Raw genomic sequence first — 24,153 nt, 5'->3', positions numbered from 1 at the left:
AGAGAATGAATGCCATAGTTATTATAAAAGACTACTATTTTACAGGTGCTTTTTATATGTATACTTCTTTAATATGTTTTATTTTACACTGGATGAGTCTTTGCCTCCTCATCGTACAAAGTAGTTTCTATTTTATATTTCTTAGCCCATCTCTCTTTAAAAAAACTCTCCGCAATCTGTGGAAACAGTGCGTAAGAAAGCACATCTTCTTCTTGTTCACTGTATTCTTTCATTTCCTCTTTAAGAATTTCTAGTTGAGGTTGTATAAGATCAGCTGGTCGACAGGTGATGGCCTCCTCATTACCAATAATTTTTTCTTTAATATCATCTTTAATAGGTACTGTTGTTTGTCCATATAAACCTTTAACATAATCTTTTATTTCTTTAGGAACCATTTTATATCTCTCACCAGTAATAACATTAAATACCGCCTGTGTACCTACCATCTGACTCATAGGAGTCACTAATGGAGGGTATCCTAGTTCTTCCCTAACTCTTGGTACTTCTTGAAGTACTTCTTCAAATTTATCTAACTTATTTTGAGATTTTAACTGCGATATTAAGTTGGATAACATTCCACCAGGAACTTGATATACTAATGTTTTTGCATCTACACCTAAAACCTTAGGATCGATTAAACCTGACTTTAAGTATTGTTCTTTTATTGGTCTAAAGTATTCTGCAACTTCATTAAGTAGTTCCAAATCTAAACCAGTGTCATACTTAGTATCTTTTAAAGCTGCTACTAAAGGCTCAGTTGGTGGCTGAGATGTTCCTAATGCTAATGGAGAAATTGCTGTATCAACTACATCAATACCAGCTTCTATAGCCTTTAGATATGTCATTGATGCAATTCCACTAGTATAATGAGTGTGTATTTGAAGCGGAATATTAACTGTCTTTTTTAATTCTGTAACTAATTCAAATGCTGCATAAGGTGTCAAAATTCCTGACATATCCTTAATACAAATAGAACTAGCCCCTAAGCTCTCCATATTTTTTGCTTTATTTACATAATATTCTATATTATGTGCTGGACTAATAGTATAAGATAGAGCACATTGTGCATGTCCACCTTCTTCTAGTGTTGCCTTGACTGCTGTTTCTAAGTTTCTAATATCATTTAAAGCATCAAAGATTCGTATAATATCAATTCCATTATAAATCGATTTTTTAACAAATTCTGATACAACATCATCAGCATAATGCTTATATCCTAATAAATTTTGCCCCCTTAAAAGCATTTGAAGTTTTGTATTTTTAACAACCTTCCTTATACTACGCAATCTTTCCCAAGGATCTTCATTTAAAAATCTCAAACTAGCGTCAAATGTAGCTCCACCCCACATTTCCAGTGAATGATAACCTACTTGATCTAGTTTTTCAGCAATAGGAAGCATTTCTTCCGTCTTCATTCTTGTTGCAAATAAAGATTGATGTGCATCTCTTAACACTGTTTCGGTAATTTTTAACTTAGTCATTCTTTCCCCTCCTATATCTAATATATAATGCTAAAATAACATAAATATTTAATGATATAAAATTATCAATCTCAGCCATACTATTCTATATCAAACTCAAAAACCCTTTATTTGTTTTTTTCAATAAAAATAATAATCGGTGGGTTATTGTCATGATTCGTATAGTTACATTGCATTACAGTAACATCTTGTTGAGAGAGTTTTTGTAAAAAATTCAACACCTCATCCTTCTCCTCTTTACCTCCATCATGTCCGTAGTATATGATTATGGATATAATCCCTCCAGGCTTAAGTATACTTAATATAGATGAAATACTTTTAATAGTAGAGCTAGCTTTTGTTATAATAGAATGATCTCCCTTAGGTAAATATCCCAGATTAAACATTGCTGCATCCACAGTACACATTATATATTTGTCTATATTTTCGTGACTATCATTAATAAGTTTAATATTATAACTATCTAATTTATTGCTACTAATTTTATTTTTAGTACTTTCTAATGCTACTGATTGGATATCAAAGGCAAAAACTATCCCTTTTAAGCCAACAAGTTCAGCTAAAAATAATGTATCATTTCCATTACCCATAGTTGCATCAATTACTACATTTCCTTCTTTAATTTTTTCTCTTAATATGTATTGTACAAAAGATGTCGCCCTTTTGATTGAATTCAACATAACAATTCCTTTCTTGTATATATCTTATAGTATTCAATACCCAATTGTTTAGCTATTATGCATAATAAGTCATATACTCATCTTATACTTTTAGATTGTGTGAATTTTACTGACTTCCCTTACATTTTTCTTTAAAAAATTCTTCAATATTGCATATATGATATTCATGCAAATCCTCTTTTCCAAAGTGACTTTTAATTTGGTATGATGATTTGCTGTAGTCTATTTGTTCTATACCTCTATTTATTAAAAACTTATCTAAATTTGTATGACTTTTTATAATAGCCCAAACACAGGAATTAATACGTAAATAGTGAAATACTGCTCTTAATAATGCATCTCCTAACCCGTTATTTCTTTCTTCTGGTAGAATATATATTTCATTGATTTGAGCAGTTGAAATGCTTGAAAATAAAATAGCTGAAGCATGTCCTAAAAGCCTTTTCCCATCAGTCACAATAAAAAATTCTATTCTGTTATTACCATTATATTGTTTTTCTAAACTAATATCTATTTCAGCACAGGTTATTAAGTCATAAACATCACTAGTATTAATTCTTCTAATAGTTATCATATTAAATTTTCTACCTTTCTGATTTGTTCTTAGAAAAATATTACTATCTTAAAATATAGTTCGTGCAAAGGAAACTTTTATATAGAAGGATATATTAAATTTGCCTTTGCACGAATTATCTCTGATACGAGGTTGAAATTACACCTTGATTTAATTACTTGTCTTGTTAATCAAATAATATAATAAAATTAAAGTTGTTTTAAATAATCAATTTCTCTTTCAGTAAAGTATCTCCAATTTCCTACTTCTAAGTTTCCAAGATGTATTCTGCCCATCTTAATTCTTTTTAACTCTAACACCGGGTGACCTATTGTGTCACACATTTTTCTAACTTGACGATTTCTTCCTTCTCGAATTGTTATTTCAACAACACAATTACCGTTTAACTCTTTTAATATTTTTATTTTTGAGGGTGCCGTAATATAATTTTCAATTTCTAATCCATTCTCAAAAGCAGTTAATTCATCTTTAGTAGGAACACCCTTAATTTTTGCAACATATACTTTTTCAACTTTAAACTTTGGATGAGTTAATCTAAAAGTTAGCTCGCCATCATTTGTTAATATAAGTAATCCTGAAGTATTATAATCTAGCCGTCCAACTGGAAATATGCGATAAGGTACATCGACTAAATCCGTAACTTTTTTTCTATTAAATTGTTCTGCTACTGTAGTTACATATCCTGTAGGTTTGTTCAGCATAATATAAACCTTCCGCTCCTCTAAAACTACATTTTTATCATCTACAAATACATTATCAATATCAGGATTTACCTTAAATCCCATCTCAGTAATTATATTACCATTAACTTTTACTCTACCACTAATAATTAGTTCTTCACTTTTTCTTCTGGATGCAACACCACATGTGGCCAAAAATTTCTGTAGTCTCATCTATTTCACCCCATCTTTTGTCTGCTAATTCTATTTTAATCTTTCAGAGTAAATATTCAATAGGTTTAATCTTTCTAATTTATTTTTTATAACTTCTGTATCTACAGTATATAAATTAAGATCCTTCATGCGTTTAAAATAATCTGATCCGGCAAATGTAAATCTTTCTTTTAACCCTTCTGAAGTAGAGATTCTATCATTTGCATAAGCTATCAAATCACCAGATGCAATGTCTCTTGGTAACTGTAAAAGTGGAATTCCTAAAAATGCTCTAATACTATTATGCCCTGCTAAGCTTCCTGTTACAATAGCTTCTGTATGCCCTACAAAAAGTCCTGATTTTTCTCCTGCGCAAAGTAGATTTTTTATTCCCTTTACATTCATATTATTTTCTCTAGGTGCCATAGATAAGTAACGTACCGAATTTCCTATTCCACCTGAATAAGGATCTTCATATTTTGCATTTTCAAATCCCTTAAGTTTTCTAAGCTTTTCTAATGGATAGAATGGAGCCATAAGTTTAGCATGACCTGTATCAAGTAATATTATGTTTTCTGCATATTCTCTTAATGCATATTGCTGACAAACTTTCATATCAAGCTTACCCATATTAATATCTTCTTTAGGAACTGGAACAACAACTACTCCATTTATATTTAATTCATTAACAATTTCTTTTGATAATGAATCTTTATTAAGTTTACAAGAACCACTAAATGCACCAAACTCTCCGTTTGCTCTTTGTCCTAAAATATCTTCTACACCAGCTCTTTGACTTAAGCTTATCCTTGGCCCAAATGAAGGACACCTTAATACACACATAGCACAACCATTTCCATGCTTTATACAGTTACCCATAGGTCCTGTGGAACCTGTAGCTTCTATAAATATATCCCCTTCAAATGTAATGTCGTTATGAAGTTTAATTGCTGTAATCTTATCACCATCCTTAATTATATCAGTTACTCGATGCTGAAGATACAATTTAATCCCCATAGACTCAATTAGCTTTCTAACTTGAGATTCTATAATTGCTACATCATATAAGCTAGAATGCTTATGTCCTGGAAAGTCCAAGTTTTTATGTCGCGAACAACGGTCGGTTACTTCAAGCAGTTCTGGTGCTCCTAATAATATGGTTTCCTCAGCAGCAGTATATCTTCCATTGTTTCGCATAATTCCTCCTGCATTTCCTAACCCTAAGAGCATATCTGTTCTTTCAAAAAGATGAACATCCCCTCCTGCCTTCTTAGCAGTTATAGCTGCGGCACATCCTGCCCACCCAGCGCCTACAATTACAATTTTAGCCATTCCGAATCCCCCTTTAGATTTAATCTACTCTTTGAACCTTACAAGTTTTTATCCATATTCCATCCTCATTCATCTTCGCACAAGCTCCACAAATTCCTTCGCCACAACATATTGCATTGTTATTTGTTGTAACAAACTTAGCTTGATTTAATTCTTCTATACTTCTAATTATTTTTCCTTGTAAAGAATCTGAACCCCCTATAAATATTAACTTATAATTATTTTCTTCCATCAATCGTTTACACAAAATAGCTACATCATTAGACCCCATATCTACTTCTTGTATTGAATCTAAATTAAAATATTCATTAACGAAATTATATTCATTAGCTCTTTTATTTACGATTATATCTACATTATTATTATTTTTTAATAGTTGCTTTATAACTAATATTGCAGGTGCTTGAGCTATCCCTCTCGCTAAAACTAAACATCTATCATTCTTTGTTGTTTTAAGATAATCCAATCCAAATATTCCGTTCCAATAAGGTCCTCGAATCATTATAGTGTCGCCATAACCCATTAGTTTTTTAGTCTTTACTCCTCGAACTTCTATAGCTATTTTAATCAATGATTTCTCTTCATCAGAATCCATGATTGATATTGGGACATCAAAAAAATAGTCATTATTTTTATCTCTTACAAAAACATACGAACCTGGCTGTTTCAAAACCCTAGCCATATATTTTGTGACTTGAATAGATAGAATTATAATATCATTTACAACTTTGCCATCCAATATTGGAAATTCTTGAGCCGTCCTAGTGTCCTTTCTTTTATTTTCCGAAAAATAAAAATCATTGTAAATACATACTCCTCTCCAATTACAATCACAATAACTTTTCCCTTGTAATTGTGTGCATGTAATGCAATCATTTTCTTCTGCTAAATAGCAGGGACAATATTCACTACCAGCATCAACGCATTGCCATTGTTTAAAGTCCATATAACCCCTCCTTTAGATTAAATAGAAACATATTCTATCTAATTGTACATAATTGCAAATCAACATTTAAGTTTTACCATATTACTAGCATATTTTTTCAAAAAAATTATGTTACTAATTTCTACCACAAAAAATCTCTAATCAAATATATTTGATTAGAGATTTTTTATTTAATATTCTATTGCCCTATTCCAAAAAAATCTTTAATTTTATCTTTAAAACTTTGTTTTTCTATAGATTCATTAGCAACAAGATAGGTTGTATTAATTATTTTTCCATATAGATAAGTAGTCATTTTTCCTATTCTTTGCCCTTTTTCTATTGGAGCGTGTAAAACTTTAGGCATATCAATAACAGTTAGTAATTTCTTATCTTCTTCCTTATCCATCGGTATAATAGAACTTTTAAATGGCTTTAACGATACTTCCTTCTTCTTACCATCCAAAACTCTAGCCTTAGTAATTATTTGTTTTTCGTCAAATAGTGTATATGGTTTATATATATTAAAACTCTCATCCAATAACCTTTTAGTAGTATTAAACCAATCATAGTCATTAAATGTAATAGCAATTAACTGCATATCATTTCTGGTTGCTGATGCTACTAAACATCTACCAGATCTTCTTGTATACCCAGTTTTTACTCCGTCTCCGCCATCGCATATATCTAAAATATCGTTTTTATTTGCAAAATGTTTATATCCATCTTTGTCAGCTGTCCAAAACTTAGTTTTTACTACTTCTCTGAATACTGGATTTTTTAGAGCTTCTCTTGTAATGAGACCTAAATCATAAGCTGTTGTGTAATGGTTATCATCATGTAAACCATGGGGATTTACAAAGTTTGTATTTTTAGCTCCAATTTCCTTTGCTCTTTTATTCATTAGTTCAGCAAAATCCTCAATAGATCCAGATACCTCATATGCAATAGCTGCAGCAGAATCATTACCAGACCTTAACATTAATCCATATATTAAATCAATTGCTTTAACTTCCTCACCTGCTCTTAAATAAATAGAAGAGCCTTCAACACCTTCGGCTTGTGTATTAATTTTTACCTTTTTATCTAATGAAATATTTTCAATTGCTAATAGAGCTGTTATAATTTTTGTGGTACTAGCCATAGGAAGCTTTTTATATATATTTTTCTCATATAAAACTCGACCAGTTTCTACATCTATAACAATAGCTGATTCTCCACCTATTTGGATATTTTTCAAATCCTCATTTCCATAAGATAAAGTAAGGGTCATCATAATACAAGCTAATATAATACAAATTCCTCTTTTATACATATATTTCACCTCAAACCCTAATTTGATTAAGCCACTTAAACATTATTAGTATTTACAATAAAATAATAATAATTCTTTTCATAAAAAAAATAAGTAAAATTTACTTATTTTTTTATGAATTAGATTAAATTATTCATATTGTATTTCACACCCAAACTCTTTTGCTAACTTTTCGGCTTCTTTTATATCCTCCTTACCCCAGATTGACCAGCCGCCCTTTAAAATTCCATTAACGTATATTTCTACCTTATCATTTTTAAGTATCATTATCTTCTCATTTCTTTTTTGCATTTGTTCTACTTGATTATTAACTGCTTCTATAGGATCTACATCCATAACCTTCATTGCGATAAATAAACAAGACATGGCATCCTGAAGCTCACGTTTAGCTTTGTCTACATCACCTTTCATTAATGCCTTTAGCGATTCAGCGATTTCTTCATTTAAATGACTGATAGCCGTCTTAGGATCATTTGTAGTATATTTCCTGTTTTCCCATATACTTTCTATTGCTTTTCTTATGTCCATTATTTTTCCCCCTTGTAACAAATATCTATATATATTATACCCTTTTGCATACATACTTTCAAACTAGCATTATTAAAAAACAAAGAGGACATAATCTATGTCCTCTATTGAAAACTAATAATTTCATTTTCTCCATTGTTGTTCTTATTATTTTTACTGAATACAGATTGTAAGCTATTTATCATTTTAGGTGTCGAGTTAATAATATTGTCAATTAGATTTGCATTTTGATCTACAGACATTAACTTCATTTGACCATTTCCTACTACCATGAAAGCCACTGGTTGTACAGATACACCAGCGCCAGCACCACCTGCAAATGGAAACTGATCCTTTGTCATTTTCTGACTGTCTTCTTCACTTTTTCTATTTTTTATGTTTATATACTCTCCGCCACCTGATGCGAAACCAAAGGAAACTCTTGAAATAGGTATTATTACTGTACCGTCAGGTGTCTCCACTGCATCCCCAACAATAGTATTAACATCCACCATTTCTTTAATGCTTTCCATTGTAGTCTTCATTAGTGCTTCTATCGGATGCTCACTCATTTTTTACACCATCCTTTATTTTAACTAATAATGTTTTTAATCCTGCATTAATAATATGGCCTAATTTGATCCTAAATATACAATCTATAGATGTTTCAAAAGTTTTAATATTATAGTTTGGTACTACATTTACAAATATATCTAATGAATTATACCTATTACACACAAGAGAAATTAAACCTGGTTTTATTGTCCATATGACACCGGTAATAATAGCAGTTTCGGCAGCATCACCTGTTCCAAATTCTGTAACCCAGGATATATTGCTAATGATAAGTTTTTCTCTAATATGCGTTATTAATGTCTTATATCTAATATATAGCCTTTTATATTTTTTTATTATATTTTCTATTTCGTGTATATTTACTATTGATTTATTGTCACCTATATGTCTTTCATTTTTCCCTAACTCAACCTCAGTTTTTACTTCTAATGCAGGTATTTCATTATGACCTTTAACCAAGTCTATAAAAGGAATTTTTGTTGTATACTTAAATATACCATAAAGAGCTGTAAAATCCATAGTTATAACATCATCTTCATGATACCGCGTAAAGTTAATAGCTATTTTTAAATTTGAATATAATATTATAAATAAAAAAATACCGATTATTATTAAAATGCCCATCATATCTAGCCACCTTATCTATTTTATAGTCCTATTTTTTCCACTTTTTTAAATAATAGACCTATTAATGTTAAATAATGATTAGTTATACTATCCTTTTATTGTTTATGTATAAATAAAAAAATTATAAAATCTATTGACATTTTTGAAAAAACATTTATATTTAATATATGTAAACAAAAAGTTTACTTTTAGGAAGTATTCTATAGTAATTTAACTTAGTTGATTTTAGCCAAGTAAGCGAGGTGATAGAGTTGGATATAGGTGAGAAAATTAGACGTTTACGCCTTTTAAATGAACTAACACAAGATGAACTGGCTCAACGATGTGATTTAACCAAGGGCTTTATTTCAAAAATAGAACGTAATATTACATCACCTTCTATTGCCACTTTAATGGATCTTCTAGAAGCACTAGGAACAGATGTAAAAAAGTTTTTTAATGAAGATGTCCAAGATAAAATTGTATTTACCAAAGAGGATATATACGAATCCATAAATGAAGAATTACTAAATAGAGTTTCTTGGCTTATACCGAATGCTCAGAAAAATGCAATGGAGCCTATTCTAATAGAATTAGATCCTTATGGTACTAGTAATATTGAAGAACCTCATAAAGGTGAAGAATTTGGATACGTCTTAAAGGGAACTATTAATTTATATCTTGGAAGTAAAAAAATTAAAGTAAAAAAAGGCGAGAGCTTTTATTTTAAATCTAGTCAATTACATTATATTGAGAATCAGACTAACAAACCAGCTGTAGTGCTTTGGGTTGCAAGTCCACCTTCATTTTAGAGAGGAGTTTTATTAAGATGGAAAAACTAGGAACACACATATTAGCAGAGTTCTACAACTGCAATCCAGATACTTTAAATGATCATAAGTTAATTGAAAAATACATGATTGAAGCAGCTGAGACAGCAAATGCGACGGTTGTAACCAGTAATTTCCATATGTTTAACCCTTGGGGAGTAAGTGGTGTTGTTGTAATACAAGAATCTCATCTTACTATTCATACATGGCCAGAATATGGTTATGCTTCTATAGATGTGTTTACTTGTGGTGGAGATGTAGACCCATGGTTAGCATTTGAATACTTAAAAGATAAACTTGAGGCAGAACAAACAGATACAGAAGAAGTACCTAGAGGTATTATTGATAACATTAGAAAATATTCTAACAACAAATATAAAGATATAAAATACAAAGTATCTGTTTAACTCTTACTTATTTTATATTGAATGTTTCATGCTAATATCAAGAAGGCCCTATGCTTTCTTGATATTTTAATGTTTGATACTATTTATTTTGCCAATACTATTAATAACTTATTTAATGATAGGAGGAAATTATTATGGAATTATGGTATACAGAGGAACAAACTGAACATGTTAGATTATCATTAAAAGTAAAAGAACATTTATTCTCTGCAAAAAGTGATTTCCAAACTGTTGATGTGTTAGATACATATGAATATGGCAGATTAATGACTATTGATGGACTAGTTATGGTTACAGAAAAAGATGAGTTTGTTTACCACGATATGATTGTGCATACTTCTATGGCAGTTAATACTAATATTAAAACAGCTTTAATTATTGGTGGCGGTGATGGTGGCACTGCAAGAGAAATAATGAAATATAAAAATATTGAGCACGTAGATATGGTTGAAATCGACAAACTTGTATGTGATATATCTAGGGAGTTCTTTCCCGCAATTTCATCTGAATTAAGTAATCATAGACTTTCATTATACTATGAAGATGGCGTTGCATTTATGAAAAACAAGGAAAATATTTATGATTTAATAATTATTGATTCAACTGATCCTATTGGTCCTGGTGAAGGATTATTTACTACAGAATTTTATTCAGATTGCTTTAAAGCATTAACTAAAGATGGCATTTTAATTAATCAAAATGAAAGCCCAGTCTACGATCAGTTTGCTAAGGAAGCAGTAAGAGCAAATCAAAAATTAAAAAAAATATTTCCAATTGTTAAAGTATATCAAGCGCAAATCCCAACATATCCTTCAGGATATTGGTTATTTGGCTTTGCCTCTAAAACCCTAGATCCATTAAAAGATCTAAAAGCTGATGATTGGAATAATCTTGGGCTAAAAACAAAGTATTATAATACAGATCTCCATTTAGGTGCATTCGCTCTACCTAATTATGTTAAGGAGAAAATCGAAAATGGAAATGTTTAATAATTATTCATTTATCGGTTGTGATGCAGATTATGAGAAATCAGATATTGTAATTTTTGGAGCTCCTTACGATGGAACAAGTTCTTTTAGACCTGGCTCAAGATTTGCAGCTAGTAGAATCCGAATTGATTCTTATGGTTTAGAAACATATAGCCCTTATCTAGATAGAGATCTTCTAATCAGACATGTTCATGATGCAGGTGACCTAGATTTTGTCTTTGGTAATCGAGATTTGGTACTAAATAATATTAGAGAATTTGCTACTAAACTTATAGAAGAAAATAAGAAGCCTTTAATGATTGGTGGAGAGCATTTAGTTACGCTTCCTGTAGTTGAAGCGCTACATGAAAAGTTTGAAGATTTAGTTATTCTGCATTTTGATGCCCACACAGATTTAAGAGAAGATTATATGGGTGAAAAGCTTTCACATGCTACTGTTATTAAAAGAGTTTGGGAAATTCTTGGAGATAATAGAATCTATCAATTTGGAATCCGTTCGGGTTTAAAAGAAGAGTTTGAATGGGCAGAATCAGGTCATACTACATTAAATAAATTTGGATATGAGATGCTGGATCAAGTTATTAATATAATAAAACATAAGCCTGTTTATGTAACAATCGATTTAGATATACTAGATCCATCTATCTTTCCTGGAACAGGAACTCCTGAACCTGGAGGTATCTCCTTTACAGATATGATGACAATTATTAAAAAACTATCTACTTTAAATATTATTGGAGCAGATGTTGTAGAACTAGCACCTGACTATGATTCTACTGGAGTTTCTACAGCTGTAGCATCTAAAATTATTCGCGAAATGCTATTAATACTATAAATCAACAACATACATTATAAATGGAAATAGTAAGGATTATAATCCTTACTATTTGTTTTTTTTATTTATCATATATATCTCTCACTAAATCTTCATTCGTAGATAAATCAAAATCATTAATACTTGGTAATTCTTTTAGAGACTTTATGCTGAATACCTTTAAAAAATTAATTGTTGTACCATATAAAATAGGTCTTCCTGTTTTTTCTAATCGTCCTTGCTCTTCTATCAATTCTTTTTCTAGCAAGGTTCCTATTGCCTTATCGCTCTTTACACCTCTAATTTCTTCAATCTCTGTTTTAGTAATTGGTTGTTTATAGGCAATAATTGCTAATGTTTCTAAGGCTGCTTGGGTAAGACCTCTATTCTGCCTAGGAACAAAGAGTTTTTGTAAATGTTCATGGTGCTCTGGTCTTGTTGATAGCTGATAGTGATCGTTCATTTGTAATATTTGAATACCTCTCTTATTATAGTTAAATTCATCTATCATCTCTTTGAGAATACTTACTATTTCTTTGGTTCCAATACCTAAAATATCGCTTAAATCTTTAGCTGATAACGGATCTGCCCAAGCAAATAAAATAGCTTCAATTGCTGACTTTAGTTCATCTTTATCCATTAGTTTGCACTCCCTGTTCTTCTTTGTTTCTTAGCTCAATAACAATATCTGTATAAGCAATATTTTGTTTTGCAACCACTTGTTTTAACCTAATCAGTTCAAGAAGGGCTAAAAAAGTAGTTATTATTTCCATTTTACTTGATAAATTTGAAAACATATCTTGAAACCGAATTTGCTTTTTTTTATTTAATAAACAAATAAGTTCATTGATCTTATCCTCAATTGTAATTACATCTCTTTGCATCTCTCTTATTGTTTTTTCAGGTGATATTGTTTTTAATTTTTTTTCAATAAATCTATTTAGAGCCGATAAAAGATCGGTTATTCCAATAGAATCCATTACAAATTGCGATTGATCTGCTTCATCAAAAATGAATTCTTCTTTAGGCTTAAAGTACATCCTTTGATATCGTTGTTCTTTATCTTTTAATTCTTCAGCTGCGCCTTTATATTTTTTATACTCTAATAACCTTCTTACAAGTTCGTCCCTAGGATCTAAATCTTCAATCTCAAGTTGTTTGTCTTCAGTTATTTGTATAGGTAATAGCATTCTTGATTTTATTTCAATAAGAGTAGCAGCCATTACTAAAAATTCACTAGTAATATCTAAATTTAATTCCTCTAGTTTTTCTATGTAGGAAATATATTGTTCAGTAATTTCTGTCATAGGTATATCATAAATATCTATTTGGTTTTTCTCTATTAAGTGAAACAGTAAATCAAAAGGTCCTTCAAAAACCTCAATTTTCACATTATAAGCCATAATATCCTCCTATACTATAATCATTACTACATGGGATAATAAACCAAGCAAATAATCCACTATTGGATATAGGACCTTATCAATTGCTCTAAAATAAATTAATATAAACAAAAATATATAACTATATTTTTGAATATGGTAATATTTTTCTTCAAATCTACTAGGAAGTAGTATCAATAGTAGTTTTGAACCATCTAAAGGTGGAATTGGAAATAAGTTAAATATAGCTAATACAATATTAATTATAATACCATAACTAATTATATTATTAATAATTACACTATCAATAAATCTAATTTGAATCCCAAGTAAAATCGTAAATATAATAGCTAACAAAATATTAGATATTGGGCCTGCTATAGATACAATAAAATATCCTAGCTTTCTATTTTTAAAATTATTAGGATTAATTGGTACTGGTTTTGCCCAGCCAAAGCCAGAAAATGCTAATAATAAAAAGCCTGTAATATCAATATGTGATATTGGATTTAATGTTAGCCTTCCATAATGCTTTGCTGTTGGATCTCCCAATAAAAACGCGCTATAAGCATGAGCAAATTCATGTAATGTTATAGCAATCAATATTATAGGCAAATTTAATAGAATACGACTTAAATCAAAACTAAACATGTTATTCTTTCCCCACCTTTTTCGCCCCTTCAATTTTAAAAAGTTAAAATATAAGTTCCTATTGCTAAAATTATATACTCCCTAATATATCACTTTTGGCTATACTACATAATTATATCATACATATAATGCTATAAAAAGTAGAGTAGTACAAATGTACTACTCTACTTTACTTTCCCATCATTTTACTAAACATTTTTCCTAATATATTCACTATTGAGGCTTTCTCTATACTTTCTTTTGATACAATATCTACCCTACCTATTTCTTTTCCATCTATTTTAGCTATAATTTCTCCTAATTTATCACCTTGTGATACTGGAGCAGTAATAGATGGAGGAAGTATTATTTCCTTTTGAACATTAGCTTCATCACCTTTTTTTACTAAAGCATTCAACTCATCTTTTGCAACTGCATCTACCTGTATTTTTTTACCTTTGCTTAACATGACACTTCCTATAATACTATCCTTTTTAACAACTTCCACATTGTTATAATTAGCAAAACCATAATCTAATAACTTTGATGCTTCAGAAAAACGAACCTGCGAAGTTGGAGCAGCCATAATTACAGCAATAAATGTAGCATTTCCTCTGGTTGCTGATGCAGATATGCAATGTAATGCTTCACTTGTATATCCAGTCTTAATACCATTGGCTCCTTTGTAGGTATTAATTAGTTTATTTGTATTAACCAATGACTGTGGAGATTGCCTTTTACCAACTACTACCGTATCCATCCAAGTTGTAAGCCATTTATGAATGTCCTTATGTTTTAACAACTCCCTGGACATTAAGGCTATATCATATGCTGTTGTCACATGACCTTCTGCTGGTAATCCATTTGTATTAATAAATGTTGTATTTTTCATTCCTAATTCTTTAGCACGATTGTTCATTTGTTGTATAAATAGTTCTTCAGTACCAGCTATATATTCACCCAATGCCAAAGAAGCATCATTAGCTGATCGTATTGCTACACCTTTCATTAGTTCTTCTACTGTTTTATTTTCTCCTGGCTCTAAATAAAGTTGAGTACCACCCATTTTAGAAGCTCGTTCACTAACAACAACCTTATCATTAAGGGTAATCTTATTATTATCAATAGCTTCCATTACTAAAAGCATGGTCATAATTTTAGTTACACTCGCTGGAGGTAGTTGTTCATGTATATTCTTTTCGTATAAGATTGTTCCAGTACCCACATCCATTAATAATGCCGACTTACTATTTATATCGAAGGGTTGTGCCTCTCCGCTAACATTATAGGCTGGCAAAAGTAAAGAAATTATCACCAATATACACAAAAACATATTAAATTTTTTCCTCATTTATTATCCTCCTTATTACGTATTTAATGTTAGGGTTTCCAGCCAGCTATTTTGTTATGCAGTAAGTAAAAAAGTAAATAAAAAAAAAGAATAAAGAGGTAGTTTTATAACCTCTTTATTCCATCACAAGTAACTATACCAAACAATAAAGGTGACTTTGATCTACTTGCTTCTTCAATTAAATATGCTGATTTTAATTTTTTTGTTGCATCTTTTATCTTATCATCATTATTATAGTGTATATATGCCAGTGTTTCTCCAGCTTGTACATAATCTCCAACTTTTTTATTTAATACAATTCCCACTGCAAGATCTATAACACTTTCTTTAGTCTCTCTACCTGCACCTAATGTTAATGCAGCTAATCCTACAACATCTGCCTCTATTTTATTAACATAACCAGTTGCTTCGGACTTTAGCTCATACACTCCCTTAGCTTTTGGAAATAAATCTATATTTTCTACATAGCTTACATCTCCACCTTGCTCTATAACAAATGTTTTAAATACATCAAAGGCTTTTCCAGTAGAAATAACATTCTTTACTTTTCGTCTTCCTTCTTCCACGGTTTCTACACATCTAGCTAATAGAAGCATATAAGAGCCTAAAGTTATACATAGTTCTTTAAAGTCTTCCGGTCCGCCACCTTTTAAAGTTTCTATTGCTTCCTTAATCTCAAGACTATTTCCAACTGCATTACCTAAAGGTTGATCCATATTTGTTACTAGAGCAATAGTATCACGACCCATATTGTTCCCTATTTTAACCATTTCCTGAGCTAATTCAAAAGCATCATCGGTATTTTGCATAAATGCACCACTACCAGTTTTTACATCCAGTACTATAGAGTCTGCTCCAGATGCAAGTTTTTTACACATTATACTGCTTGCTATTAATGAAATATTATCTACTGTAGCTGTAACATCCCTTAATGCGTATATTATTTTATCTGCAGGTGCTAAATTAGCTGTTTGGCCTGCAACAGCAATTTTAAAATTATTAACATTATTTATAAATTTATCTATAGTCATATCTACGCTAAATCCAGGAATAGATTCTAACTTATCAAGAGTTCCACCTGTATGACCTAAACCTCTCCCTGACATTTTAGCTACTGGTACACCACAAGCAGCCACTATAGGCGCTAACGCAATAGTTGTTTTATCACCAACACCACCAGTGCTATGTTTATCTACTTTAATTCCATTAATAGCAGTTAAATCAATGATATCTCCAGAGTTCATCATTGCTTCTGTCAAATCAGCAGTTTCACATTCATTCATTTTTTGGAAATATATAGCCATCAATAGAGCTGATGCCTGATAGTCTGGAATGTCGCCACCAGTATATCCTTTAATAAAATAATTTATTTCTTCCTTGGATAAAATACCACCATTACGCTTTTTTAATATTAAGTCGTACATCCTCATTATACAGTCACCCCATTAATGACTTCTTTAACCAGGTTAATAAATTTAGGTCTAGTTTTATTGGCAACCTCCATTACTTGCTCATGACTTATTGATTCTAATTCATCTGGAATAGCCATGTCAGTCACACAGGATATACCTATTACCTTCATTCCACTATGTTTTGCAACAATTACCTCTGGAACAGTAGACATTCCAACAGTATCTGCACCTAATTTTTGCATCATCCTTAACTCAGCCTTCGATAAATAATTTGGTCCACTAATAGAAACATATACTCCTTCGTGAGTTTGTACATTAATTTTTTTGCTAACTTTATGCACTAGCTCAATTAGATCCTTATCGTATGCATTAGACATATCAGGGAACCTTGGTCCTAATTCTGAGTAATTTGGACCAATTAATGGATTATCTCCTGTCATATTTATATGATCATTAATAATCATTAATGATCCTGGATATAGATTTGGATTTAGCCCTCCACAAGCATTTGTTATTAATACTAATTCCACACCTATAGCTTTCATTACTCTTACTGGAAATGTAACCTTATCCATGCTATAACCTTCATAGTAATGGAATCTACCTTTCATTGCAATAACCTGTTTGCCCATTAGCTTTCCAATCACTAATTGTCCCGCATGCCCCTCTACTGTTGAAACTGGGAAGTTAGGTATATCCTTATAATCAATAACAATAGGATTCTCTATTTCATCAGCTAATGTACCTAAGCCTGATCCAAGAATTAATCCTACTTTAGGACTTTCATCTATCGAGTCTAGTAAAAATTTTTTTGTACTTTCAAGCTTCATTAATAAATTTTCCAAACATATCTCTCCCTTAAATGCTTTCTATAATTCCTTCAATATATGTAATAAATGTTTTCTTTACTTTCTGAGTTGTTTCTATAACCTCATCATGGCTTAATGGCTGATCTAAAATACCAGAAGCCATATTTGTAATACAAGAAATCCCTAAAACATCAATACCGCCATGAACAGCAGCTATTACTTCAGGTACTGTAGACATTCCTACAGCGTCAGCCCCTAAAATACTCATCATCTTTACCTCAGCAGGTGTTTCATAGGTAGGACCTGTTAGAAATGCATATACACCTGTTTTAATATCAATGTTATTTTCTCTAGCAACTCTTTTCGCTATATCTATTAATTCCAAATTATAGGCTTGAGACATATCTGGGAACCGTACTCCTAATTTATTATCATTAGGCCCAATTAATGGATTATCGAATGCAAAGTTAATATGGTCTTCAATTATCATTAAGTCTCCGGGAGTGAAGTTTTTATTTACTCCACCTGCAGCATTAGTAACAATTATTTGCTTAACACCTAAAGCAATCATAACTCTTACTGGAAATGTAACCTTATCCATACTATAGCCTTCATAGTAGTGAAATCGGCCCTTTAGTGCAATTACCTGTTTTCCCATAAGTTCCCCAATAACTAATTCACCAGCATGCCCTTCTACTGTTGAAATAGGAAAATTAGGTATATCCTTATATGAGATAATGTGCGAATTTTTGATTTCATCTGCTAATATACCTAGTCCAGATCCAAGAATTAATCCTATCGCTGGCTTTAAATTTATTTTATTTTCTATATAAGACTTTGCTTCCAAAATTTTTTGAGAATATTCTTTCATATATAACACTCCTATTAAATATTATTTAATGATTATATCTTTGAAGCTCTCTCCATTACCTGTTGATTGTATTTCAAAAATATCAGAAATTGTTGCAGCAATGTCAGCAAAGGATTTTCTTGTTCCAATATTAACATTTTGTTTAATTTTATTTCCATAAATAACAATAGGAATGTATTCCCTAGTATGATCACTTCCTTTATAAGTTGGGTCATTTCCATGGTCTGCAGTAAAAATTATAATATCATCATCATTCATACTATCCAATATTTCCGGAACCCTCATATCCAAACTTTCTAAAGCCTCTTTGTAGCCTTTTGAATCTCTTCTGTGTCCATATTTAGAGTCGAAGTCAACTAAATTTGTGAATATAATACCTTTACTACTTTTTTGTATATACTCAATTGTTTTATCGATTCCATCCATATTATCTATTGTATGTGCAGCCTCTGTAATACCTTTTCCATTAAATATATCTTCTATCTTTCCTATTGCAACTACATCTAAGCCTTCTTTTTTCACAATATCTAATACTGTGTCCCTTGTAGGATTTAGGGAATAATCTCTTCTATTATGAGTTCTAGTAAAGCTTCCTGGGGTCCCAATAAATGGTCTAGCAATAATTCTTGCAACTGCATTATCCCCCATCATAATTTCTCTTGCAATTTTACATATTTCATATAGCTCCTCTAGAGGAATGATTTCTTCGTGAGCAGCAATCTGCAATACACTATCAGCTGAAGTATAAACAATTGGATGTCCTGTACTCATATGTTCTTCGCCAAGTTCATCTAATATTGCTGTACCAGAGGCAGGCTTATTTCCTAAAATTTTTCTCCCGATTTTATTTTCTAATGTATCTATTATATCCTTTGAAAATCCTTTTGGAAAGGTTTTGAAAGGTTCAGTTAAGTGTAAGCCTGCTAATTCCCAATGCCCTGTTGTAGTATCCTTACCATTAGAAACCTCTAGTGATCTACCAAAAGCACCTAAAGGAGATTCAATTGATTCCACTCCAACAATATGATCAATATTTCCTAACCCAAGTCTTTGTAAATTAGGTAAATTGATTCCACCTTCATTTATAGCAATGTTACCTAATGTATTTGCACCAACATCACCAAAATTTTTAGCATCAGGTAAAGCTCCTATACCTACACTATCCATTATAAATAAAATTACTCTATTAATCATAATTTCCCTCCTCTTTTTTAACTATTATACCCTTTTAGTTTATTTTAAAATGATTTATTATATAAATCTTCCTATTGCAATGCTTATTTTTTATAGTACAGTATATCTTTCTATATTAATAAAAACTTTACTATTTTCATAGTATATTGGGCAAAATATCTTTAATTAAATTTTCTTACACTATAAAATAGGACCTGTAATCAGGCCCTAGGGTGAGTTTTATTATAAACCTCTTTTATTCTATTTTTCATCAAATGAGCATATACTTGTGTCGTTGATATGTCAGAGTGTCCTAACATTTCCTGAACAGATCTTAAGTCCGCCCCATTTTGTATTAAATGGGTTGCAAATGAATGCCTTAGTGTATGAGGCGTAATAGTTTTTCCTATTTTAGCTTGTTCTGTATATGCCTTAATGATCTTCCAAAATCCTTGTCTAGTCAAACGATTTCCATAATAATTTAGAAAAAGAGATTCTTCATCCTGATTTTTTATAAAGTTTATTCTATTATTATTAATATATTTAGTTAGAGAATTTAATGCTATAGAACCAATGGGTATAACTCGTTCTTTAGCTCCACTGCTACATTTAATAAAACCTAAATCCAAGTTAACATCTTCAATATTTAATGAAATTAACTCAGTTACCCTTATACCTGTAGCATATAAAAGTTCAAGCATTGCTTTATCCCTAATACCTTTGTCTGTATGTTCTAGTGGTTGTGTTAACAAGGTATCGACTTCTTGTAACGTTAGGATATTAGGTTGCCGTCTTTCTGTCTTTGGTGTTTCCAAATTAATAGTAGGATCACTTTCAATTTGTTTATTCAACAACAAAAATTTATAAAAACTTCTAATTGAAGCTAAATTTCTAGAAATAGTAGATGTAGATTTTCCGGTTTTCTGTAAATATAATAAATATGTAATTACAGTGGTTGTATTGCTTAAAGAAATATCAAGAATTCCATTATTGTTAAGGTATGTTAAATATTGGGTTATATCACGTTTATATGATTCTAAGGTATTTTGTGATAATTTTTTTTCTTTGTCTAAATAAACAGTAAAACTCGATATTAACTGTTTCATTTTAATAACTCCCTTTATTTGCAACATCGTATTATGTACATACTATCAATTATTCAACAAAATATATAAAATTCCTGCAAAGATTTTTATTATTCTATATATTATTTTATTGAATATATCCACTGATAATTTTCATAAAAATGGGAGAGATAAAAGTTTCAATAGAAACAGCTATTAAAATCAATAAAGCAAGTACCACATATGATGTAGTATATATTAAGAATTGTTTATAAAAATTAATTTGTTTTGATTTATTTAATTTATTTTTAATTAACATCAGAGCAAAGGACAAAGAGATGGTAGAGGCTGTAATAAATATAGGAATAATAATTAAGTTTTGAGGTAATACTCCTAATAAAAATAAGAGTATACCCTTAAATTTGAACTGTTCAATTAGTAGACCCACAGTAAACCCAATTACAAAGCCTTTAAAACATATTATAAAAATTATTCCTGGAATAGCTACTACTAATATACCAAATATCCAGCTTAAACTCAGTAGTTGAAGGTTATTAATTAATGATTGTAGAAATATATCAACATTTCTGATTTCTTCATTATGAAAAAGCTGAAAAAATCCTTTTAAGTAAGCAACTAATTCTTGTTTATGACTTGAACTAATAACCTTTACAGTAAATCCTCCAACAGATATACCTATTAAAAGACATAATATAATTAAAAAATAAATAATAAAATTACTTTTTATATGTTTTTTAAATGAATCCATAATAGATATAGGCATAAACAGACTTCCTTTCTTCAGTAAACTCATATAAAACATTATGCTAGGTTAAGAAGTTTTATGCCTATCTTGTCCATATATTAATTTTAATAAAAAGAACTGATATTATGATTATTTATAATTATATAAGTTGAAATAGGTAAGTATTGCAACTATTGTCTTAGCATCTTTTATTTCACCTATATTTATTTTTTCCATAGCTTCTTCTATTGACAATTCAACAACATCTATATTTTCATCTTCATCTGGATTAGCAATGCCTTCTTTAAGATTTTCAGCTAAATAAATATGTATTATTTCATTTGAAAATCCTGGTGTTGTATAAAACTCTAAAAGCTTTTCTACAGTATCAGTTTTAAAGCCAGTTTCTTCTTCAAGTTCCCTAAGAGCACATACATACGGTTCTTCCTTAGGTTCAATTTTTCCTGCTGGAATTTCAAGTAAAATATCTTCTACTGGTTTGCGAAATTGCTTAACTAAAATAATTTTTTTATCTGATGTTATTGGAATTATTCCTACCGCTCCAGGATGTTCCACTATTTCTCTTTTAGAATATTTCTTATCGGGCAATTCTACAGTATCTACCCTAACATTGATAATTCTTCCTTCGTAAACCCTCTCACATTTCATAGTCTTTTCTTCCATGGTCATATTTTCTCCTCCTAGTGAATAAAATAAGACATACCTAATAGTAAAAATTAAGGGGTGTTCATTCATATGATTAAAATAACTAATAACAAAATAATCTATATTGGAAAAATTAAAGATCTTCTACCGCGACTGCTTAATATTTCAGGCTGTGAATCTACATTACAAGAGTTTATTATTGATTATTTAGCAGAGAAACAGCGTATATAGCTGCTGCACTACAAGTAGCAAAAAACTCTGGATCATTCTTTAGATCCCTTCCCATAGATTTAACTTCAAGTCCATATTGGTCTAAAGCTTGTTCTAGTATATTTTTTTCAATCTTAAATATATTATGCTTTTGCATTAGATTATTTTCTTTAATTTGCTTCATAATAATAGTTTCATGTTCCAATGAAAAATTAGGAAGTGCAATATTAGACCTTGTTTTCATTATCTTGCTTAAAACAGTTAAACTATGGTGACTGAATCCATAATGCCTTTCTCTTTCATCTTTAAATGTAATTCTAGGAACAGTAATAGAAATACCACCTAAGTCATTTACAGCATCAGCTATATGTCCTTGTTCAACTCCGGTAAAGCCGTATGGTGTCCCCGTACCCACAATACCAGGCCCCATAGTTACAATTGCAATATCGCATTTAGCAATTTCTTTTGCGGCAATTAAGGCATTGTATATATTTACAACTTCGTAGTCACCACCAAAAGCATGCCCAAGTGTAATAGTTTTATAAATAATATTTTTTTCTTTTAATTCGTATATAGCATTACTTAAATACAAAGGAAGAGCTGCGCCATCAGTCATAATAAATGCGATTTTTATATTATTGTTTAAGTACTTTAATGTAGATGAAATTGGAACTAGCATACTATGTAATGTTCCTACAAGCACAGGCATATCATTTAAAGATTTAAATTCATGAAATAGTTTATGATAAGGGCTTTCTTGTTCTTCTACTGCATATGTTTTAAGCTGAAATGGAGTGTATCTAAGTTTCATAATATGCCCTTTTGTATCTATACTTTGATTACTGACATTTAAGTTACATATTACAAAATGATATCCTCCAGTACCTAAATTTAATTCTACAGCAGTTGTATTTAAAATTACTTCATCACCTACTGCTATACATCCAGTTAAGTAATCATAGTTAATTGCATTTTCATCTTTATTATCTATATTTACTAAAATATCAGTGCGACCTTCTAATTTTTTTATAATTTTTGTCACTTTACCACGTTTTATACTAATCATATGTATTCCTCTCTTCATAGAGCTTAATTAATCTAAGACAATATATTAATAACGACCTAACTCATCGAGAAAATTTAAAATAGAATTCTTTTTAATAATTTCAGTTATAGAATATTTCTCTGCAATAATCTGAATCAAAACTAGCAGAGCCAATATAATATATTTCACAGTCATAGTATAGCTAATTACAGCTACAATTCCTAACGTAATACCCAAGGTATTTGATCCAATATCTCCCATCATACTTTTTGCCTTTATATCCTGTGGGAAATATCCTATAGCATAGGCTATAATGGAACCTAGTATAATTCTAGTTTCTTTTGATAACCCAATAATTATGAATAATATAGCTATAGTTAAAAAGCCTTTTATTGCTCTACCTGGTCTTAAATCTAGCAAATTTATTAAATTTGTAAATAATGCAATAATCAAGGAATTGACCACAATTTCTATTATGTGAAAAGAAAATAAACTACCTATCAATATTGAAATTAACCCACCAACTATAGCTTTTAATCCACCAGTAGTTAACTTTCCTTTCAATAAAGATTTAATATGTCCCTTAAAGCCTAATGTATTCCTATTTCCTATTAAGTCATCAATTAAGCCTATTACGGCCATGGTCATAATACCTATCAAAAAAACTAATAATAACTGTTGCATATTAGCATTATTGCCAATAAAGTAATTAAACAAAATACCATTGATAATAACAACTGGAACAAATGTAATTCCCATACCAACTGGAATCTTATCTCCCTTATAATTACTTCCAGTTATGTTTGCCGTCAAAAGCATTTCCTTAACAAATGGAATTGTCATTAATGTAGTTAACAAACTAATTATAAAAATAATAACTTCCAAAA

Annotated in this window: 27 protein-coding genes; 4 read left to right on the top strand and 23 right to left on the bottom strand. The window is 30.3% G+C overall.

The genetic code is table 11. The features are described from left to right. Positions 1 to 83: 83 nt before the first annotated feature. From HYG84_RS13255 to HYG84_RS13210, 10 genes are all read right to left on the bottom strand, one after another. Positions 84 to 1,481: an oxaloacetate decarboxylase subunit alpha gene (locus HYG84_RS13255; RefSeq protein WP_212377980.1), complete on the bottom strand. Its 1,398-nt coding sequence runs from the start codon at positions 1,479 to 1,481 to the stop codon at positions 84 to 86. A 107-nt stretch (positions 1,482 to 1,588) separates the two neighbouring features. After that, a complete protein-coding gene (locus tag HYG84_RS13250; RefSeq protein WP_212377978.1) occupies positions 1,589 to 2,161 on the bottom strand; it encodes a class I SAM-dependent methyltransferase in 573 nt (190 codons plus the stop codon). A 106-nt stretch (positions 2,162 to 2,267) separates the two neighbouring features. Beyond that, positions 2,268 to 2,735, bottom strand: a complete 468-nt coding sequence (locus HYG84_RS13245) for a GNAT family N-acetyltransferase (RefSeq protein ID WP_212377976.1) — start codon at positions 2,733 to 2,735, stop codon at positions 2,268 to 2,270. 188 nt (positions 2,736 to 2,923) lie between these two features. After that, positions 2,924 to 3,628 carry a pseudouridine synthase gene (locus HYG84_RS13240; protein WP_212377974.1) on the bottom strand — a complete coding sequence of 235 codons (705 nt, stop codon included), beginning with the start codon at positions 3,626 to 3,628 and terminating at the stop codon, positions 2,924 to 2,926. Between the two features lie 30 nt (positions 3,629 to 3,658). Then, positions 3,659 to 4,939 (bottom strand): FAD-dependent oxidoreductase, encoded by a 1,281-nt coding sequence (locus tag HYG84_RS13235; protein ID WP_212377972.1) that lies wholly within the window; start codon positions 4,937 to 4,939, stop codon positions 3,659 to 3,661. A gap of 19 nt (positions 4,940 to 4,958) precedes the next feature. Beyond that, positions 4,959 to 5,885: a sulfide/dihydroorotate dehydrogenase-like FAD/NAD-binding protein gene (locus HYG84_RS13230; protein WP_212377970.1), complete on the bottom strand. Its 927-nt coding sequence runs from the start codon at positions 5,883 to 5,885 to the stop codon at positions 4,959 to 4,961. A 178-nt stretch (positions 5,886 to 6,063) separates the two neighbouring features. Then, on the bottom strand, positions 6,064 to 7,179 hold the full coding sequence (locus HYG84_RS13225; protein ID WP_212377967.1) for a D-alanyl-D-alanine carboxypeptidase family protein: 1,116 nt from the start codon (positions 7,177 to 7,179) through the stop codon (positions 6,064 to 6,066). Positions 7,180 to 7,308: 129 nt separating this feature from the next. Then, positions 7,309 to 7,707, bottom strand: coding sequence for a MazG nucleotide pyrophosphohydrolase domain-containing protein (locus HYG84_RS13220; protein WP_212377965.1), 399 nt, complete (start codon positions 7,705 to 7,707; stop codon positions 7,309 to 7,311). 104 nt (positions 7,708 to 7,811) lie between these two features. Continuing rightward, positions 7,812 to 8,258 (bottom strand): GerW family sporulation protein, encoded by a 447-nt coding sequence (gene ytfJ / locus HYG84_RS13215; RefSeq protein ID WP_212377963.1) that lies wholly within the window; start codon positions 8,256 to 8,258, stop codon positions 7,812 to 7,814. After that, positions 8,251 to 8,889, bottom strand: a complete 639-nt coding sequence (locus HYG84_RS13210; RefSeq protein WP_212377961.1) for a DUF2953 domain-containing protein — start codon at positions 8,887 to 8,889, stop codon at positions 8,251 to 8,253. Before HYG84_RS13210 ends, ytfJ begins: the two co-directional genes overlap by 8 nt. 251 nt (positions 8,890 to 9,140) lie before the next feature. Here HYG84_RS13210 and HYG84_RS13205 point away from each other — a divergent pair, with 251 nt between their 5' ends. The 4 genes from HYG84_RS13205 to speB all read left to right on the top strand — a co-directional run bounded on the left by HYG84_RS13205 (position 9,141) and on the right by speB (position 11,929). Continuing rightward, positions 9,141 to 9,680 carry a helix-turn-helix domain-containing protein gene (locus tag HYG84_RS13205; protein ID WP_212377959.1) on the top strand — a complete coding sequence of 180 codons (540 nt, stop codon included), beginning with the start codon at positions 9,141 to 9,143 and terminating at the stop codon, positions 9,678 to 9,680. A gap of 17 nt (positions 9,681 to 9,697) precedes the next feature. Next, the gene (speD, locus tag HYG84_RS13200; protein WP_212377957.1) at positions 9,698 to 10,105 is read left to right on the top strand and encodes an adenosylmethionine decarboxylase; all 408 of its coding nucleotides are present in this window, start codon (positions 9,698 to 9,700) and stop codon (positions 10,103 to 10,105) included. Between the two features lie 134 nt (positions 10,106 to 10,239). Further along, entirely contained in the window at positions 10,240 to 11,094 is an 855-nt protein-coding gene (speE, locus tag HYG84_RS13195) for a polyamine aminopropyltransferase (RefSeq protein ID WP_212377955.1), read from the top strand. Next, positions 11,081 to 11,929 carry an agmatinase gene (speB, locus tag HYG84_RS13190; protein ID WP_212377953.1) on the top strand — a complete coding sequence of 283 codons (849 nt, stop codon included), beginning with the start codon at positions 11,081 to 11,083 and terminating at the stop codon, positions 11,927 to 11,929. Before speE ends, speB begins: the two co-directional genes overlap by 14 nt. 61 nt (positions 11,930 to 11,990) lie before the next feature. On the opposite strand, the gene scpB is transcribed toward speB, so the two are convergent. The 13 genes from scpB to HYG84_RS13125 form a co-directional block, all read right to left on the bottom strand. After that, complete coding sequence (scpB, locus tag HYG84_RS13185) at positions 11,991 to 12,548, bottom strand: SMC-Scp complex subunit ScpB (protein WP_212377951.1); 558 nt, start codon at positions 12,546 to 12,548, stop codon at positions 11,991 to 11,993. After that, positions 12,541 to 13,311: a segregation and condensation protein A gene (locus HYG84_RS13180; protein ID WP_212377949.1), complete on the bottom strand. Its 771-nt coding sequence runs from the start codon at positions 13,309 to 13,311 to the stop codon at positions 12,541 to 12,543. Before HYG84_RS13180 ends, scpB begins: the two co-directional genes overlap by 8 nt. A 9-nt stretch (positions 13,312 to 13,320) precedes the next feature. Beyond that, positions 13,321 to 13,941, bottom strand: a complete 621-nt coding sequence (locus tag HYG84_RS13175) for a site-2 protease family protein (RefSeq protein WP_212377947.1) — start codon at positions 13,939 to 13,941, stop codon at positions 13,321 to 13,323. A 169-nt stretch (positions 13,942 to 14,110) separates the two neighbouring features. Next, positions 14,111 to 15,271: a D-alanyl-D-alanine carboxypeptidase family protein gene (locus tag HYG84_RS13170; RefSeq protein ID WP_212377946.1), complete on the bottom strand. Its 1,161-nt coding sequence runs from the start codon at positions 15,269 to 15,271 to the stop codon at positions 14,111 to 14,113. 104 nt (positions 15,272 to 15,375) lie between these two features. Then, positions 15,376 to 16,701 carry a pyrimidine-nucleoside phosphorylase gene (locus HYG84_RS13165; protein WP_212377944.1) on the bottom strand — a complete coding sequence of 442 codons (1,326 nt, stop codon included), beginning with the start codon at positions 16,699 to 16,701 and terminating at the stop codon, positions 15,376 to 15,378. Then, positions 16,701 to 17,528 carry a purine-nucleoside phosphorylase gene (locus tag HYG84_RS13160; RefSeq protein ID WP_249168629.1) on the bottom strand — a complete coding sequence of 276 codons (828 nt, stop codon included), beginning with the start codon at positions 17,526 to 17,528 and terminating at the stop codon, positions 16,701 to 16,703. The genes HYG84_RS13165 and HYG84_RS13160 overlap by 1 nt, the downstream gene beginning before the upstream one ends. Positions 17,529 to 17,541: 13 nt before the next feature. Then, complete coding sequence (locus HYG84_RS13155) at positions 17,542 to 18,363, bottom strand: purine-nucleoside phosphorylase (RefSeq protein WP_212377942.1); 822 nt, start codon at positions 18,361 to 18,363, stop codon at positions 17,542 to 17,544. Between the two features lie 21 nt (positions 18,364 to 18,384). After that, positions 18,385 to 19,557, bottom strand: a complete 1,173-nt coding sequence (locus HYG84_RS13150) for a phosphopentomutase (protein ID WP_212377940.1) — start codon at positions 19,555 to 19,557, stop codon at positions 18,385 to 18,387. 200 nt (positions 19,558 to 19,757) lie between these two features. Further along, positions 19,758 to 20,642, bottom strand: coding sequence for a site-specific tyrosine recombinase XerD (gene xerD, locus HYG84_RS13145; RefSeq protein ID WP_212377938.1), 885 nt, complete (start codon positions 20,640 to 20,642; stop codon positions 19,758 to 19,760). Positions 20,643 to 20,748: 106 nt separating this feature from the next. Continuing rightward, positions 20,749 to 21,414: a stage II sporulation protein M gene (spoIIM, locus tag HYG84_RS13140; RefSeq protein WP_249168628.1), complete on the bottom strand. Its 666-nt coding sequence runs from the start codon at positions 21,412 to 21,414 to the stop codon at positions 20,749 to 20,751. Between the two features lie 81 nt (positions 21,415 to 21,495). Next, positions 21,496 to 22,035, bottom strand: coding sequence for an NUDIX hydrolase (locus tag HYG84_RS13135; protein WP_212377936.1), 540 nt, complete (start codon positions 22,033 to 22,035; stop codon positions 21,496 to 21,498). A 172-nt stretch (positions 22,036 to 22,207) separates the two neighbouring features. Next, entirely contained in the window at positions 22,208 to 23,287 is a 1,080-nt protein-coding gene (locus HYG84_RS13130) for a DUF3866 family protein (protein WP_212377934.1), read from the bottom strand. Between the two features lie 45 nt (positions 23,288 to 23,332). Continuing rightward, a complete protein-coding gene (locus tag HYG84_RS13125; RefSeq protein ID WP_212377932.1) occupies positions 23,333 to 24,151 on the bottom strand; it encodes a glycosyltransferase in 819 nt (272 codons plus the stop codon). Positions 24,152 to 24,153 lie beyond the last annotated feature (2 nt).

It is taken from the genome of Alkaliphilus sp. B6464, assembly GCF_018141165.1.
Taxonomy (GTDB): domain Bacteria; phylum Bacillota; class Clostridia; order Peptostreptococcales; family Natronincolaceae; genus Alkaliphilus_B.
Note: the sequence above shows the minus strand (reverse complement) of the source record. Positions and strands in the feature narration are given on the sequence as shown.